General features: G+C 66.1%; 22 protein-coding genes. 7 read left to right on the top strand and 15 right to left on the bottom strand.

Annotated features, from left to right (window positions below; genetic code table 11):
• The 4 genes from VXD91_RS25515 to VXD91_RS25500 all read right to left on the bottom strand — a co-directional run.
• Positions 1–1,430 (bottom strand): hypothetical protein (locus VXD91_RS25515; RefSeq protein WP_346416691.1); only part of this gene is annotated, 1,430 nt, incomplete at its 3' end.
• Positions 1,417–1,845, bottom strand: a complete 429-nt coding sequence (locus VXD91_RS25510) for a hypothetical protein (protein ID WP_095795060.1) — start codon at positions 1,843–1,845, stop codon at positions 1,417–1,419. The genes VXD91_RS25510 and VXD91_RS25515, both read right to left, overlap by 14 nt.
• Before the next feature lie 95 nt (positions 1,846–1,940).
• Positions 1,941–2,471, bottom strand: coding sequence for a hypothetical protein (locus tag VXD91_RS25505; RefSeq protein WP_095794997.1), 531 nt, complete (start codon positions 2,469–2,471; stop codon positions 1,941–1,943).
• On the bottom strand, positions 2,468–3,745 hold the full coding sequence (locus VXD91_RS25500) for a C2 family cysteine protease (protein WP_293023961.1): 1,278 nt from the start codon (positions 3,743–3,745) through the stop codon (positions 2,468–2,470). The genes VXD91_RS25505 and VXD91_RS25500 overlap by 4 nt, the downstream gene beginning before the upstream one ends.
• Before the next feature lie 113 nt (positions 3,746–3,858).
• Between VXD91_RS25500 and VXD91_RS25495 the strand changes: the two genes are divergently transcribed.
• From VXD91_RS25495 to VXD91_RS25475, 5 genes are all read left to right on the top strand, one after another.
• Positions 3,859–4,047 carry a hypothetical protein gene (locus VXD91_RS25495; protein WP_095794995.1) on the top strand — a complete coding sequence of 63 codons (189 nt, stop codon included), beginning with the start codon at positions 3,859–3,861 and terminating at the stop codon, positions 4,045–4,047.
• Positions 4,044–4,466, top strand: coding sequence for a hypothetical protein (locus tag VXD91_RS25490; RefSeq protein ID WP_095794994.1), 423 nt, complete (start codon positions 4,044–4,046; stop codon positions 4,464–4,466). Before VXD91_RS25495 ends, VXD91_RS25490 begins: the two co-directional genes overlap by 4 nt.
• Complete coding sequence (locus VXD91_RS25485; RefSeq protein WP_095794993.1) at positions 4,463–4,711, top strand: hypothetical protein; 249 nt, start codon at positions 4,463–4,465, stop codon at positions 4,709–4,711. The genes VXD91_RS25490 and VXD91_RS25485 overlap by 4 nt, the downstream gene beginning before the upstream one ends.
• 46 nt (positions 4,712–4,757) lie before the next feature.
• Positions 4,758–5,096, top strand: coding sequence for a hypothetical protein (locus VXD91_RS25480; RefSeq protein ID WP_095794992.1), 339 nt, complete (start codon positions 4,758–4,760; stop codon positions 5,094–5,096).
• A 280-nt stretch (positions 5,097–5,376) separates the two neighbouring features.
• Positions 5,377–6,021: a hypothetical protein gene (locus VXD91_RS25475; RefSeq protein WP_293023956.1), complete on the top strand. Its 645-nt coding sequence runs from the start codon at positions 5,377–5,379 to the stop codon at positions 6,019–6,021.
• Position 6,022: 1 nt separating this feature from the next.
• Here the strand turns inward: VXD91_RS25475 and VXD91_RS25470 are convergent, their stop codons facing one another.
• The 6 genes from VXD91_RS25470 to VXD91_RS25445 all read right to left on the bottom strand — a co-directional run bounded on the left by VXD91_RS25470 (position 6,023) and on the right by VXD91_RS25445 (position 9,393).
• Entirely contained in the window at positions 6,023–6,196 is a 174-nt protein-coding gene (locus tag VXD91_RS25470; protein ID WP_176470757.1) for a hypothetical protein, read from the bottom strand.
• Positions 6,197–6,295: 99 nt separating this feature from the next.
• A complete protein-coding gene (locus tag VXD91_RS25465; protein ID WP_293023954.1) occupies positions 6,296–6,934 on the bottom strand; it encodes a hypothetical protein in 639 nt (212 codons plus the stop codon).
• A gap of 127 nt (positions 6,935–7,061) precedes the next feature.
• Positions 7,062–7,817, bottom strand: a complete 756-nt coding sequence (locus tag VXD91_RS25460; protein WP_255251173.1) for a hypothetical protein — start codon at positions 7,815–7,817, stop codon at positions 7,062–7,064.
• Complete coding sequence (locus VXD91_RS25455) at positions 7,811–8,074, bottom strand: hypothetical protein (RefSeq protein WP_095794989.1); 264 nt, start codon at positions 8,072–8,074, stop codon at positions 7,811–7,813. The genes VXD91_RS25460 and VXD91_RS25455 overlap by 7 nt, the downstream gene beginning before the upstream one ends.
• Positions 8,071–8,580 (bottom strand): DNA-binding protein, encoded by a 510-nt coding sequence (locus tag VXD91_RS25450; RefSeq protein WP_095794988.1) that lies wholly within the window; start codon positions 8,578–8,580, stop codon positions 8,071–8,073. The genes VXD91_RS25455 and VXD91_RS25450 overlap by 4 nt, the downstream gene beginning before the upstream one ends.
• A 240-nt stretch (positions 8,581–8,820) precedes the next feature.
• Positions 8,821–9,393, bottom strand: coding sequence for a hypothetical protein (locus VXD91_RS25445; RefSeq protein ID WP_141244991.1), 573 nt, complete (start codon positions 9,391–9,393; stop codon positions 8,821–8,823).
• A 107-nt stretch (positions 9,394–9,500) separates the two neighbouring features.
• On the opposite strand from VXD91_RS25445, the gene VXD91_RS25440 reads away from it, so the two are divergent.
• A complete protein-coding gene (locus tag VXD91_RS25440) occupies positions 9,501–9,692 on the top strand; it encodes a hypothetical protein (protein WP_095794986.1) in 192 nt (63 codons plus the stop codon).
• A 125-nt stretch (positions 9,693–9,817) separates the two neighbouring features.
• Here the strand turns inward: VXD91_RS25440 and VXD91_RS25435 are convergent, their stop codons facing one another.
• The 5 genes from VXD91_RS25435 to VXD91_RS25415 all read right to left on the bottom strand — a co-directional run bounded on the left by VXD91_RS25435 (position 9,818) and on the right by VXD91_RS25415 (position 13,889).
• Positions 9,818–10,726: a sensor domain-containing protein gene (locus VXD91_RS25435; RefSeq protein WP_141244990.1), complete on the bottom strand. Its 909-nt coding sequence runs from the start codon at positions 10,724–10,726 to the stop codon at positions 9,818–9,820.
• Positions 10,727–10,744: 18 nt separating this feature from the next.
• Positions 10,745–11,560 carry a sensor domain-containing protein gene (locus VXD91_RS25430; RefSeq protein WP_141244989.1) on the bottom strand — a complete coding sequence of 272 codons (816 nt, stop codon included), beginning with the start codon at positions 11,558–11,560 and terminating at the stop codon, positions 10,745–10,747.
• A 7-nt stretch (positions 11,561–11,567) separates the two neighbouring features.
• The gene (locus VXD91_RS25425) at positions 11,568–12,419 is read right to left on the bottom strand and encodes a sensor domain-containing protein (protein WP_095794983.1); all 852 of its coding nucleotides are present in this window, start codon (positions 12,417–12,419) and stop codon (positions 11,568–11,570) included.
• Between the two features lie 2 nt (positions 12,420–12,421).
• Positions 12,422–13,390 (bottom strand): sensor domain-containing protein, encoded by a 969-nt coding sequence (locus VXD91_RS25420; protein WP_095794982.1) that lies wholly within the window; start codon positions 13,388–13,390, stop codon positions 12,422–12,424.
• 82 nt (positions 13,391–13,472) lie between these two features.
• Complete coding sequence (locus VXD91_RS25415) at positions 13,473–13,889, bottom strand: hypothetical protein (protein ID WP_095794981.1); 417 nt, start codon at positions 13,887–13,889, stop codon at positions 13,473–13,475.
• Between the two features lie 136 nt (positions 13,890–14,025).
• Between VXD91_RS25415 and VXD91_RS25410 the strand changes: the two genes are divergently transcribed.
• Positions 14,026–15,369, top strand: coding sequence for an IS256 family transposase (locus VXD91_RS25410; RefSeq protein ID WP_074328301.1), 1,344 nt, complete (start codon positions 14,026–14,028; stop codon positions 15,367–15,369).
• Positions 15,370–15,392 lie beyond the last annotated feature (23 nt).

The following is a 15,392-nucleotide window of genomic DNA, read 5'->3' as shown; positions in this document are numbered from 1 at the left end:
ATCACCCACCTGCCCATCACCGTGCCCGCGGTCGTCGACGGAACCGCCACACACCATGCGAAAAGGTCGTCCAAGTGCCCGTGTGCATCTGCCAGCAGCAGCACTCCCTCGATATGTGCGCCCCGCACCGATAGGACGTCCCACAGCGTCGGCAGCTCGGCGGTGAACCCGTTGGTGCCGGCGATCATCAACTCTCTGCTCTCGGGGACTTCGCTGCCTTCGATCCGCGTCAAGGTGTGATCGATGTATTGCAAGCGCGGGTCGTCCTCGGCGAGCACCCCGCTATCTAACGCCGGCAGCCGAGGGGGCTCGGCAAACGTCACCAGTACTTGAGGGAACGGCAATCTCAGATCGTCGACGTCCTCGTCGGACAGCGGTTCGGAATCGAGGTAGGCGATGGTGTGGCCTGGCGGCAGCCAGAACGGCACCGCGGCGCCGGCAGCTACCGCTACTCGCCCGTCTGTCACTGATCGGCGGCGCCCCCAGGCACCCATCGCCACTGCGGCGTACCAGGCATGCAGTGCGGCGGCGTCCGCCGGCGAGGGATACACCGAGGTGCTCGCCACTAGCGAGGGCACGGCCGTGCCGCTGGCGTTGTCCATCCCGTTCTGCAGTGTCGACAACCATGTTTTCGCCACCGATGTCGCCCCGGCCGCGGTGACGGCATCGCGCACCGCTGCGGTCCCCGTGGACACCTCGGCCACGCTCGGGACAACCTTCACCGGGTCGACGGTTACCGCCGAGACCTCAGGATCAGCACCCAGCATCCGGCTGACAGGATGCTCACCATCACTGGCGATGTCCAACCATGGCAGCGGCGTCATGAATGCGATTAACGCGGCGGGGTCGGCCCTGACCCGATCGGAGTAGGCAGCCCATGCGACGTCGTCATCATCAGGGGTGTCCACGGCAAGCTCGATACCAGCCGCCGCGGCCGCGGCTTTGCTCAAGGCCCGCCGCTGCTCGGCAGTGAAATCCACCGGATCGTACTTGCGAATCCCCCGCACCCGCTGAATCACCTCTGCCGCATCATGACTCAAACCATCATGGGCAATGCCCTCAAGCAGAAACGCCCGATTTCCAGTCAGCAGCGCGTACACCATCTCCGGGCCAAGTGCAGTCCAGGCCCACCTCAGTACCGTCTCGGCATGGCGCAACGCTTCATTGGCGGCGACCAAATCCCTTGTAGCTGCGACGATCACGTCACGATCAGCCGCGATTCGTTCTATCTGAGGAGTACACACAGCGTCACGCTCGGCGATCGCCGTCGCCAGCGCCGCACGAAGCTGCCGATCGACCGCCGCTCGCCCGCGAACCTCGTCGAGTCGCTGCTGTTCGATCATTAGTTCCGCGCGTACACGCGCCAAATCCTCCGCCAGTTTTGTCGCGTCGCGGTTTTCCTTGCGCGTCTTGTACTTACCCTTGGCCATCGTCACCCTCGTCTCCGGGAACAACGCCGATCAGCCCGGCAGCAGAGACCCGCGCCCCGATCTGTGCTCGCGCTTCCCGCACTTGCGGCGCCGCAGCCAGCACCTCATCTCGGCACTCCTGAACCCGCGGGGGTGCCTCGGCGATGACGTCGGCGAAACGCTCCATCTGGCGAACACACTTATCGACATGCCGCCACGCCTCGTGAAACGAGCCGATAGCGTCAACGATCCCCTGGCGGGCTTCCTCCAACAGTGGACTAGTCACCGCGTCACGGTCTCGATGCGCCCGGCTGGTCGCCGCCCGCAACGCGTCCGGGTTCGCCAACCCCCGCTCCAGGTCCATCCGCGTCTTGATCACCGCCCGCAACTCGCCCTCAAGCCGGCGCAGTTCCTGCTCACTGTCTGGCACACTCACGCCCCCGATCATCCCCTCCACCTACGACAAATCACGAGGAGACTCACAACCACGAGCTGAGCCGCACAGCCCGACCCGCGCCATCGAAACTCGATTTAGCTTCTGGGACTGAGTTCAAAGTAGGCGTACACGTGCACGTTCTGATCACCTGCCTGGCCGCCACGCACCGGGCTTTGCAGCCCAATCGCGACGACCTTGCCGGGGTTGGCCAAGCGCTGCAGGCGGTTGGTTCGCTCCCACACGATGAACGCGGTGTCCTCGCCGGGGCCGGGGCGCTGGCCGGCGTCCTGGACGCCGAAGCCGGCACGGGACAGGTAGCCGCCAACACTGGTGCGGACCGCATCCCAGATGAAGTCTCCCTCGACCGCCAGGAACCGCTCGGCAACGGGCTGGTACCCGTCTACGACACTGCCGGCAACCCGGCGTAGCAGCTCCTCGGCGCGAGTGCGGTCGGCCGGCGCGATGTCGTCGAGCGAGTAAGCCGAGCCCACAAACGGATAGACGGGCAGCGCACCCAGTGAGGCCGGCTTCTGCGCCGCCGCATACTGACTGAAAAGGTACGTCGTCGCGGCGATGACCGCCAATGTTGCTGCCGCCGTGACCCGTAGCTTCGTGGCCTTGGTCATTTTCCGAGCTCTCCAATGTTCACGTTGGACATCGGATGGGTGCCGAAACCGTCGAATTTGCCGGTTGGCCCCGACCCGATGAGGTCACCCAATCTGACGGTGACGATGGGGTTTTTCATATCGCCAGGGTTGCCTTCCCACGGGTTGCGCAGGGTCAGCTGGGCGTCGCTACCCGAACCCGTGATGCCTTCGACGATGTAGGTGTGCGGGGCCACCAGCGGCAGGCTCGCATCCGTGGTCGTCGAGATGGTCACCGGCTGATGATTGGTGAGGGCTTGGGTGATGCTCTGATCGATGTGCTCCCTTGTCAACCAGACCTTTTCGGGATCAATGGTCACTCCCCGGTTGCCGGTCAAGGCCTGCATCGCGTCGTGGGCGTTACCCCCTTGCCCGATGCCGGCATCGAGGGCGTGGCCAAGGTTGTCGTTCGGGTGGTTCATCTTGGCGTAGGCGTCCTCGAGCACGCTGGGCCACAAGGGCGCGTGCGGTGAGCCGTTGTCGAGCCAACTGGCCCCGTGGTGGTCGATGTTGGTTTGGATATCGTCTTGGGTCACTGAAATCTTTTGCCACTCATGGCCATTCCACAACGTCACGTCGAAATCGGTGGTGTGTTCGTTGTACCGGATGCGGTCTTTGATCCACTGAGGGTTGGCATTAGCGACAGCGCCCATCGTCGCGGACAGATAGCAGTCACCGATGGCGTCCTGGCGGATGTCCACAGCAGACGGCTCGTAGGGGTAGAGGTCCTTGTCCGTCCAACGAGGAATCTTCTGAATTTCGTCGAACGGCCGCAACGGAACTGGCGCATGGTTCTTGTCGAAATCGGCCGCCTGAATGTGGCCATCGGGGTCCTTCGGGGCATCACCGTCACCGAAGTTCAGCGCCTCGTAAGCGCCGGCACCATCAGCATCGGTGGTGGTGTACACATCGGCGTGTTCGGTGAACCGCTGCGCGTAGGTGCCGAAATCGTCGATCTTTCCCCGCAGTGGCCCCTCAGCCTTCGCCAAGCCCGCGACGACACCGACCGCAACCGGATAGCCCATCACGCCATGGGTGCCGGCGATCTGCTGAACCTCCGAGACGGCCTGCGGCGAGATGAGCGCCGCACTGGCGGCCAACTGGGTGTAGGCGTCAGCGACCCCCAACAGGTCAACCGGATTGACGTTCAGTTCCGCCACGCTTGCCTCCCACCAGTTGCGGCAAGCCTGATTGTCGCCCACAACGACGACACCATGAGCAATGTCGTTTGCGGTGGTCGCCGTGATCGAGCGCAAGCAACTGCTCACGCCGGCAACCCGGCGCCGCCAACACACATGACCCATCGTGTCCGACCCAACGGGCATGATCGGACTCAGAGCACACCCCAGCCCACGAAGGGAAGCGATCGATGGCCGGAGCGTACTGCCGCTACTGCAGCCACCGCTGCTTCGTGTTCCGCCAAGTGATCGTCGGCGGCGAGCTCATCTGGTCCGGGCATATGGCCACCTGCGCCAAGGGTGCCGCCCACGACAAACGCAGCCTCGGCGTCGACTTCCGCCAAGCCCACAACCCACATGCCCCGGAGGCCGCATCATGACCACCGCCACCGTTCGCCGGCGCCCCTCCAACGCCCAGCTCAAGGCGCTGGCGATCGCCGCCGCCGGCCGCGCCCAATACGGCAGCGAATACCCCGCCAGGGACCGTCACGCCGCCGCCCGCGGCCGCCACAGTGCCCTCAAGACCTTCCTCGTCGACGGCCACGACATCTACGGAGCCGAGCACGCCACCTGGCAATCCCTGGAGGAGCGCGGCTGGATCACCGTCCGCCATGACCTGCTGCCCACCACCACGGTGCCCGCCAAAACCGTTGAGCGCACAAGCATCACCGGCGAGAAGACCACCTACACCATCCCCGAGCACCCCGAACCCACCGACCCAGGTTGGCGTGCCGTCGTCGAGATCACCCCCGCCGGCGCCGAACTTCTCGCCCGCTACACCCCACCCGCGGCCCGATGAGCCAGCCCGACCTGCCCCACACCTGGGACCCTGCCCCGCTGGCCGCTGCCCTCAATCTCCTCGCCGGCGACACCAGGGCTGCCGGCGACATCGTCTTCGACTTCGGGCCGGCCGGAACCGTCACCGTCGCCCTGGACCTGGACGCCACCGCACTCCCCCGCGACGTCCTGGACGGACTGCTAGCCCAACTCGCAGAACTGTCGCTGCTGGCCGCCCGCACCCAGACCGCACCATCGCGCACCTGACCGCCAAACCCGCCAACCAGCAACTGGCATAAGGAGAATCCCGGCGATGACGCTCCATGAAGCCACAGCGGCCGACGCGCTGGCTCAGCTCCGAGCCGAAATCGAAAGCCTCGCCGGCGCCGCCGCCGCTGCCACCATCCGCACCACACCCCTGCGGGTCGAGATATCAGGCCGAGAACCCAACGAATACAGCACCGAAATCTGGTACGAGGACGCCACATTCAAGGTGATCACGTGCGACGGATGCGTCGGCCTGTCCGGCGGATCAGGCCGGACGCTGGACTGGTGGCCAGACTTCACACTCATCGACACCGAACAGATTCGGGCGATCGTCTCGGCGCTGCTGTCAGCACACGAATGGGTCATCCGACACGAAAAGACCTGACCACCAGTCAGTCGATCGCGGCAGTACACTGGAGCAACGTCGCCTGCGCGCGGCGGTTTCCCCTGGGGAATGGACAGCTGCCCACACCAGCGTGCCCCTGTACCGGGACCACACCCACCGGGTGACGCGCCAGCCCCGTTGAACGGAGCCCTCAATATGCGTGTGGGGCAGCCGGGCTCACCAAGTCGATGGGAAGCTTTCCATGAACACCCCGAATGCACGAAAAGCCGCCGCCCGCCGTTACCAGCGCGCACACCCTGGCACCCCCTACCCTGAGGCCTTGCGCGCGGTCACTGCGGACCTCGTAGTGCACCTTCCGGACCAGGACGACAACGCCACCACGGCGGCCCTACGCGATATCACTCGGGCGCTCCAAGCCCACCTATCGGCGCATCCACCGGCTGACTACACAGCAGAAATTCTCGCCGGCAACTGGCCACCACCGGAGCCCGACGTCATCGGCCTAGGCGGCATCGACGGCTACGGCGAACACTGGACCAACGCGACATTCACCATGCGCCCCTACTACTACGGCGACTGCACATGCGGCCAGGCCGACCTCATCGAGCAGTGGAGCGATGCGAACCCCCACGCCCCCGAGTGCACCCAAACCACCATCGCCCAACTCCAAATCCGATACAGCGGCAAAGAATTTGACGCACACTTCGAGCAACTGAAGAACCAGCTGGCAATACCCGACGACGGTGCGATGTGGCACTGCACATGCGGTATCGAGGCCACCTACCAGCACCTCAAAGAACAGCACTCGCCAACCTGTGAACAGTTCGCACCGAACTTCGTCTATCACTCCACCGGCGCCGAAATCCGTTGGTACAAGTGGATCGGCCGTGACATGGAGATTACCGGCGACCTGCCGGACGACTTCGGCACGCAGTGCCTGCGCTCACTGGGCCTGCGGCGGTAGGTCAGTCACGGCCCGGTGGCTGACGTAGCGCGACACCCATCATCCGAATCAGGACGTCGCCGGCGATCGACACCACCTCCGGCGGCCCGCCCAGGGCAATGCAGGCGGCGGCGATCACAACGAAAGCCGTTATCGCGGAGATGGTTACGGTGATCCGGTACGTGTTGACGTTCATACCCGTGAGGTATATGCATGCGGATCCGAGGATCCCTGCACGCGAGCCGATTATTTTTCGAGGGCATTTCTCCGGCGCCGCTGACGCGGCGACGAGGCCTCACGCGTGGGCGATCCACCAGCTGTAGAGCTGCTCCAACGACTTGCCGTGCACGACGGCCAGCAGGTGCTTGTCGGTGTCGGTCCACGCCAGCGTCGGGCCGCCGGCGGGGGTAGCGCACACCAGGGTGCCGCGCACCGGTTGAGTGAGACCGCCGCGGCGCCACGGCCCGGGCGACTGTATCCGGCCCGGGCACAGCACCACTGCGCCGCCGGCGGTCACGGTCCCGATCGACGCTCCCAGGGCCCGCTGGTCGGGGATCAGCGCGAACGATGCCGTCACGTCGTCAGCTCGATCGCACGCCACGGCCGCGGTCGCCCCGGCCGCCGGGCCCGGCGCCGGGTGGCAGTTCTGGTCGCTGTACCCGCGTGGCAGCACCTGCCGCAGCGCCGCGGCCGCGGCCGCATCCACAGTCGGACCCGCTGCCTCCTGGGCCCGGTCACGTGCCGGCGAACCGGACCTCAGCACCACGAACCCCGCCACGGCGGCGATCACCAGGGCGGCCGCGGCGACCGCACCCACCACCAACCTCACCGACGGCCGCGGCCAGGCACGCCGGCGCCGCTGCACCAACCGAGGAGTCACCAGCGGAGGTGGCGGCACACTCCACCCGTCGTCCGCGTCGTCAGGCATCTGCACGGCGCTCACGGTAGGCGACCCACACGAGCACGCCACGCAACCGGCAGTGTGTTATTCGTCAAGTACCACAACAGAAATCACCGATACCCCGTCACCATGTCACCTCAACCGCCGGAACGTGTTTCAGCTACCAATCCCACGGCGCCGGCAGAACCCACCTGGTGGAGTCATTTGCCTCGAGCCGCTCACGGGCCACCCGCATCAAATCGCGCTGATGAGGAAAGACACCGGGCCTGCGCCACGCGTGTTCGAGTGATCCCGACGGCACTCGCCGACGATCTTTCAGGTCGGGATGGCCGGGCGGAAACATCACGTACGTCCGGGCGTCCTCGTCGAAAACAAGCTGGGTCCCATCGGCTTGTTGATAGAGAAACTGGAACGGAAACCATCGGCCCAGCCAACGGAAATCCTCATCACCATAGCCGCGCTCCCGCGCCATTGGCGGCGTCCGCAAATACCCGTCTCGCCCGTACTGCGGACTGCTGTCGGTCCACAGATAATCGCCCGCCAATGTCTCGATGACCTGGCGCGCACACGGCAATTCAGCATCGCCAAGCACCTTCACCGACGCGACCTTCACCGGCCCATGGAATCGCACACCGAGCGTCGGAAAATCCGTATCGGCCTCGACCTGCAATGCACCGGGCTTGACCTCGCACACTGCCTGCCCACCACTGAGCACACTGAACGCCGCAGCCACCTCCCACGACGGGCTCGCATACACGTATTCGCGGCACTCCGGCGGCACCCCAGGCCTGATCGGCAACCCAAGCATCTCGGCGGTTTCAATCACCTGCACCGCCTGCGGGTCTCGGCATCGACCCAGCCCGTGCCAGTACTGCATCCACCGCCGCGGACTCTTCCCCGCCTTTTTCTTCACCACAGACCACCACCTCCGCCCACACGCCGTTCACACGCCGCCGCGAAGGCCTCCGGATTGAGCACCGGCGCCGGCGCCAGCTCGCCGCTGGGCCGATTGTGCCGATGCTCGGCGGTGCGCGCGTGCCGCCAGAACCGGTACCGGCCAACGAGCTCGCTAACCCAGCTGGGCCACCCACGGCGCCCCTGGTGCAGCGTCGTGTCGCAGAACGTGCACCGCATCGCCCGGTACGGCCGGGAAAACTCGATCCGGATTCTCACGGCGTCACCGCCGGGGGTTCGGTGGGGTCGCCGGGCACCGGCCGGCCATGGGAGGCCACCGCATCAAGGTAGGCATCGTGGTACAGCTGCATCGACATCCGCTCGGTGCTGAACTTCTCGAGGATGCTGGTCACCACCGGCCGGCCGGCCAGCGCCGACGCCACCCGATCGTGCATCCAGTGCCCGAAACTCATCATGTCCACACCCAGCGCCTGGCGCGGGTTTTCCCGGGCCTCGGTGATGTCGTTGCGGACCGCTTCGAGCTCGGTCTCCAACCGACGCAGCGACGAACTCATGTTGCGCAGATGCCGATCGCGTTGCTCCTCAAGCACTCTCACGCACTCGGTCCACGTCGGAACATCACCCGCGGGGAAGTAGATGTGCCCGGCGCGGCCGCGGACTGCCTGGGGCAACAGCCCGTCGCCGGCCATCAGTTTCAGGATGTCCGCCGGGATGCCACAGGCCTGCGCGGCGTCCGACAGCTTCACCATGTCCGGATCGGCCACAGATACCCCCTCCTGGTCTCTACGCAGGGTCCCATGCCCCTGCGACACGAGCCAGCATTCACAGTGCCGGCACCACCCAACATCGCCGTGGTGTCACACAAATCACCGCAGCCCCCTTCCTCGTCATGAGAAACCTCGGTATTAACGGTAAGTGGTGCTCGACCGTGGTTGTCCGCTTAAAAAGGCGAAAACACAACGCCCCCTGTGTTGTGCGGCGTTGGCCAGCAGTGCAGAAGCCCGTTACGGGGTCCCGCCGATCAGCCAGATAATGAAACGCCCGAGCGGCAATTTCCACACATGCTCACGGTCGGGAAACGCCAGGAAGTCATCGAAAAGGCTTCGCCCACCGCTCTCATAGGGAACTTCGATCGAGTCCAAATAGTGTTCGGTCGCCGTGCGCCATCCCGGTGGCACCTGGTTGCGGAACCACAGGCACCGGTCCGGGAACAAGGGAAAGCGCTTGTTGAACAGAGCGAGATCGCCCCAGCTGAACCTGTCGAGCCCCGGGGTAGTTCCGGTAGATACCAAGCGATCCGCATGCGGGAACGACGTTGACACCTCAAGAAACCCTCGGCTGGCGAGCCCCTTGATCGCTCGGTGAAGACTGACCCTGTCGCTGCGGGGTGTTTCCGCGTCCGCCAGGCCTAAGAGTTCGATGGTGTACCACCTGAACGGTTCGACCAACTCGTCCCCGTCGCCGGCTTGTCGGACGAAGACCTCGCTGAGGTCGCTCCAGCTGTAACTGTCATGACAGGAACGCTCCACGAGCACGCTGAGGACTTCCCTCTGACGCACCCCGAGTCCTCTGGACACAAACCCCATTCTAAGTGTTGCCGAACCAGTGTTAAGTGTTGCCGCACCTCCTTACGTGGCCGCCGCAGTGAGTGCCACAGTGACAGCGCCGACCGGAAAGGAACCCCATGACCATCGACCCCGGCAACACGATCGATCAGCACCCGAACCCCAAGCCCCCGAACATGTTCCACCGCATCATCGTCCTACTCGGTGCCGCCACAGCCGGAACCGTCGCCGGATACTTCTCGGACTGGGAAAGCGGACTGACCGTCTTCTCGACCATCGTGTCGATCTGCACCATCGAGCACCGCAACTGACAAGGCCACCGGCCCCGACGCCCGACGCCCGACAGCGCAGGGAATCCGCGGCCGAGACCACTCACTGCTCGAACCCGCTAAACCCTGTCGCCGGCGTAGGACCCCAAGCGGAACCCCTGGCGCACTTAGTGTTTGGTGGCCTTACCCATCACCACATCAGAAAGCGCTGCCGCCGCGCCGGACGGATTCGGCGAGCACATCCTCGCCGTCACCGACACGTTGTCCTCAACGTGGTAGTCCTGCACGCATTTCCACGGCGTCCCGCCGTTGTCCTCAGCCGCAAGGGTGGTCGTGAACCCGATCCGTTGATCACCACGGCGAATGTCGCTGGTCGTCCACTTGGTGTCCGGGTTCGGCGCCACACCCAGCAGCGTGAACGCCCCGCACCCCGCAACCGCGGCGGCCAGCCGATCCAGCGACGCCTGCGCCGCCTCATTCGTAGACCAGAACGCCAGCCCGGCCCACGCCATGGTGCTGCTGCCGTGGGGATCGGTGAACTGCTGCCCGGCAAGCTGACTCGCGCCACCCCACATCGTCTGCGTCGTCGACGACGCCGCCAGCGAGCACGCCGGCGGGTTCGTGGGATGGTCGGGCCCCGACGTCGTCCGCGGGGTGCCGTTCGGGGTGAGCTCCATCAGCGTGGCCGTCTTGACCTCATCGGCGGTCGGCAGCGCATCGGCCGGGTCAGCGAGCATGTAGAACGGCCTTGCCGGCGTCGCGTTGGAGGGCAGCGAGCTCGGGACCGCGGTCTTGACCTCCGAGGTCCGGATACTCGACACCGTGGCCGACTGCCGGGTCACCACCACGATGGCGATCACGACCGCGACGATCACGACCGCCGCGGCCCCGGCGATCAGCAGCCCGCGACGGCCCCGCCGCCGCGCCGGCGGCGGCGCCCACTGCGGTGCACCCGGGCCCCATGACCCACCCGGCGGCTGCGGCCACGGGGTCTGTGCCCCCGCTGGCGGTGGCCAGGACCCGGGCTGCGGGCCCGCACCGGTCTGATGCGGCCCGAATCCATCGTTACCAGTCACGAATCCTCCACTCCCCGCTTACTTTTTGGTCGCGTTGGCGACGATCTGATCGGTCAGCTTCGAGGGGCCGTCGCCGGGATTGGTCTGGCACACCATCGCCTGCGCCGCGATGTTGACCTGCACCCGGTACGACTGCACGCACTGCCACTGGTTGCCCCCACCGTTCAGGGTGTTCGTCCATGCCAGCCGGCCCTCCCGGTCGGCGCCGACGGTCACCGTCCAGGACGACATGCGGCCCGGGTGGCTCGGATCCTCAATGGTGAAGGCGGGGCAGCCATGCACCGATTCACTGACCTTGGTGAAGCTGTCGGCTGCCGCGGCTGGGGTGTCGAAAATAGCCACCGCGGCGACACCGAAGTTGATCGACTTGTCGTAGTCCGGGCCGTCACCGAAGCGCTGGCGAGCAACGGAAATCGCTTGCTCCCAAGCGGATAAGGTGTTGGCTCCGTCGGTAAGAGCGCACTGTGCCGGTGTCGGGGCCGCGTCGGCAGCCACCCTGGTGATCACCTCTCCCACGTATTTCACGTCGATCAACGTGGCCTGCCGTATCTGATCGGCAGTCGGCAGAATCGTCGCCGGAACCACCTGCACCAGCGCCGGCGTCGACGCGGTCGTCGAGGTGGAGCTCGCCGCCGGCCCGGCCGGAGCTGACGACCCACCCGAATGTCGGGTGGCAACCAGCACACCGGCCACGATGAGCGCCGTGGCGATGATGGCCGCGGCGATGATCACCGGCCCCCGCACCGAGCGCTGCGGCCCCGGCGGCCCGTAGCCCTGCCCCGGTGGCCACGGCGGCGGATACGGCGGATTGTGTTGGTACCCAGGTCCAGTCATCAACACCTCACCCCTTGGTGGCGTTGGCGAGCACGAAATCCGTCATCGCGATCGGGCTACCCGGGCGCGCCTTGTCGCTGCACACCACCGCGCTGGCCGCCACATTGGCCACGACCCGGTAGGAGCGCCGGCACGCCCACCCATTGCCGATCGTCGTGCTCCACGTGATGTGGTCATCGCCCCGCTCGACATCGCCGACCGTCCACGTCGACGGCGGATTCTTCGGATTCCAATCCGGCACCGTGAAGGTCGTACACCCATGCACCGCACCCGCCACCACCGACAGCGACGACGCCGCATCGGCCGCACCGGCGAACACCGCCAGCCCAGCCCCGGCCGACGAGTTGTAGCTGTCAACCGTGCCCTCGACGAACCGCATCCCGGCCATGGCGCGCGCCGATTTCCATGTCGATTGCGAGGTCGAGTCGGAGGCGATCGCGCACGACGCCGGGGTGGTGCGGGCGTCGGCGACCGGCGACACGACGGGGTCGCCGAGGTTGGAGAAGGTGATGCCGGTCAGGCGCGACACGTCGGCGGCCGACGGCAGCGCACTCTGCGGCACCACCTGGTACACCGGCCCCGCCGGCGCCGCGCTGGTCGTGGCTGACGCCGACGCCGAGCTGGTTTCCGAGCTGCCGCCGCCGGCCGCCGGCGCAGTGGGTGCACCACCGGGGTCCCGGGTCGCCACCAGCGCCGTCGCCACGATCGCCGCGGCCACAATCAGCGCACCGCCGATGATCAGCGGCCCCCGATACCGCCCCGGCCCCAGCCCCGGCTGCCACGGCGGACCACCCGGATACTGCGCCGGATACTGGCCTGTGGGCGGTTGCTGCGGCGGAACCCATTGATTCCCAGGCATATTCACTTCGCGTTGACGTTGGTGATCACCGCGTCGATGAGCTTGGACGGCCCAGCCGACGGATTCTGGCTGCACAGCACCGCCGTCACCAACAGGTTGGCCGCCGCCCGCACCGCGCGACCGCACTTCCACGGCGTCGCATGCGTCGCATCGGGCTGTTGCGTGTTGAGCCAGGCGACCTGCTTGTCCTGCGTTTTCACCTCTGAGATGGTCCACGGCCTGGGCGGAGGATCGCCCGGCTTCGAGGCATCGGGGAACGTGTACGCCGTGGTGCACGCTTTCAGCGCATCGGCCACTTTCGACCAACCCGCGGCCGCCCCCGCGTCGGTGTCGAACACCGCCGCCGACACGTAGGCCGAATACCGGTAGTCATCGCCCGGCTTGTCGGCGTACACCAGGCCCGCCATCGACACCGCCTGGCCCATCACCGACACGTTGTCCGGAGACCCCGCAATCGAGCAGCTCGCCGGATCGACCTTGCTATCCGGATACACCCGGGTGTCGATGTCCCCGTGCTTGCTCAGCCCCAGCAGGGTCGCTTGCTGCACCTGCTGATCGGTGGGCAGCACCGACCCCGGCACCAGCCGCACCGTCGACGGCGACAACGCGGTCGTGGGCACCGCGGCCTCAGCCGGCCCTGACGGGCCGGTGACGTTGGAGTTCGAGGGCCAGGCGACATAGGCGACACCGCCGGCCACTGCCAGCACCGCCACACCCGCGATCGCGCCGATCACCAGCTTGCGACGAGACCGCCGCGGCCGCGGCGGCGTGAACGGACCCCACTGCGCGCCCTGCAGCGGATGCTGCGGCGCTCCCGGAAAATGACCGTAGCCCGGCGCCGGCGCCTGCGGCCCCGCCCCATACCCGGGCGGCGCAGGAACACCCGGCTGCCCAACACCAGGAGCCGGGGTGTTCCCCGGATTGTTGCCCCACCCCTGCTGCGGGTCCCAGCCCGCGTCCGGCCCACTCATGCGCTACCAACTCCCCCAAGAAATGCGGCGCTCGCGCGCCGAATATCAGCAGGCTACAAGCAACCTTGGACACCAACGAGCATCACTGTCGCGGATGCAGAAACGCCTCCCCGTGGCCCAGCCACCCCACGATGAACCCGGGCGGAATGGTGAACCACCTGCCGAAATGCCGATACGCCTCAGCGGGTGCACCCGCATCACGCGCCGCTGGCGGTGGCAACATGTACCCGTCCTGGTCGTAGACCGGACTGCCGTCCTCCCACCTCGTATACCGGCCGTTCGTAACTCGTTGGACCTCTTCGTCATCCATCTCGACAAGGTCTTCGACAACCTCAAGGACAACCGCGCGGCGGGCAGCGAACCCCACACCCGGATAGTCAGGGTCCAGCTCCAGGGAGCTCGGTGGCGCCGGCCGCACCCGATACAGCGAACCACCGCCCTCGAAATCCAGATGCGTCGCCCAGCCGCGGGCCAACTCACGGTCAGTGGTGAAGTACACCAGTTTCGGGTTCCGGTCAGCGTCATACCCGAGCTGCCGATTCAGCGCGGTCGTGTCCGGGACGCGGTGTAAATACGGAGCACGGGCGTAGGTTCCGCTTCACGACCTGCAAGTCTGCGAAGAAGGAGTCACGCCCGTGCCTGTTCGAGTATCAGCCGTCGATCGCATCCGCACCAGAATCGATGCCCTATTTGCCGAGGATCGGGAGCTTTCGGAGATCCTTGAAGAGGTTGCCCGGCTGGGCGCTCAACTGTTGATGCAGGCGGCCCTGGAGGCTGAGGTCACCGAGTTCCTCGGTCGCGAACGCTACCAACGCGCTGCTGCCTGTCCCGACGCTAACGGCGGCTCGCGCAACGGGTATCGACAGGTGACGGTGAAAACCACCACTGGGCCGGTTACGTTGGAGCGGCCGAAGCTGCGTGGCACCACCGCAGCGTTTGCGTCGCGGTTGTTCGGCAAGCACGTGACGAGAACCAACGCCTTGGAGACGCTGGTGATTGCCTCGTTCGTACGCGGGTTATCGGTGCGCGACGTGCAGGCCACCCTCGCCGAAACACTTGGCGACCAGGCCGCGATCTCCAAATCCACGGTCTCGGAAGTGTGCAAGGCGATCCGAGCCGAATACCAGGCGTGGGCGCGTCGTCGACTTGACGAGATCACGCTGGATTACCTGTTCTTGGATGCCAGCTTCTTTCGGATGCATCCGGGGTCGCCGGCCGAGCCGGTGCTGGCCGCCTGGGGCATCACCACCGAGGGCAAGCCGGTGTTCGTCGGGTTGGCGCCCGGGACCGGCGAGTCGACCGACGCATGGGCCGACTTCCTGACTGATCTGGGCGATCGCGGCCTGGGTTGTCCACTGTTGGTTGTCTCTGACGGCGCCAAGGGCCTGATCGCAGCCATCGAACAAATTTTCCCAAAAGCGTTGCGGCAGAGATGTCTTATTCATCGACTCCGCAACGTGCTCGCGAAGATTCCCGCCGGGATGCAAGCCGAGGTCCGCGACGGCTACTGGGCCATCTTCGATACCGCCGATCTGACGGTTGAACCGGGGCCTGGGCTCGTTGAGATCATCGACAAGCGGATCGAGGCGTTCGCCGCCAAATACTTCGACCTCTATCCGGCGGCGATGCGCATTCTGCTCACCGACAAAGCTGGGTTGACTGCCTATCTGCGGTTCCCGGTCGAACACCATGGGCGCGTTCGACATTCGAATTTTATTGAGCGCTCCTTTGGGGAGACCAAGCGTCGGACCAAGGTCATCGGCCGATTCCCCGGCGAGACCAGCGCCGTTAGCCTGGTATGGGCGGTGCTCGACCGGGCCTCGGCCGGTTGGCGCGGGCTGTCCATGACACCGGTCGGTACCCGATTGCTGCACGACCTACGTCGATCGCTGCTGGACCCACCCCGTGAACTGCGGCTGACACCGTCCACCACGAGTAACGGCACCAACCCCGCAGATCCCATCTCGGCCACCGCGTAACAACTCCGTGTCGCTTTGGCAGG

It is taken from the genome of Mycobacterium sp. SM3041, from assembly GCF_039668335.1.
GTDB lineage: Bacteria > Actinomycetota > Actinomycetes > Mycobacteriales > Mycobacteriaceae > Mycobacterium.
The sequence above is the reverse complement of the archived record's forward strand: the minus strand, read 5'-3'. Positions and strand labels throughout refer to the sequence as shown.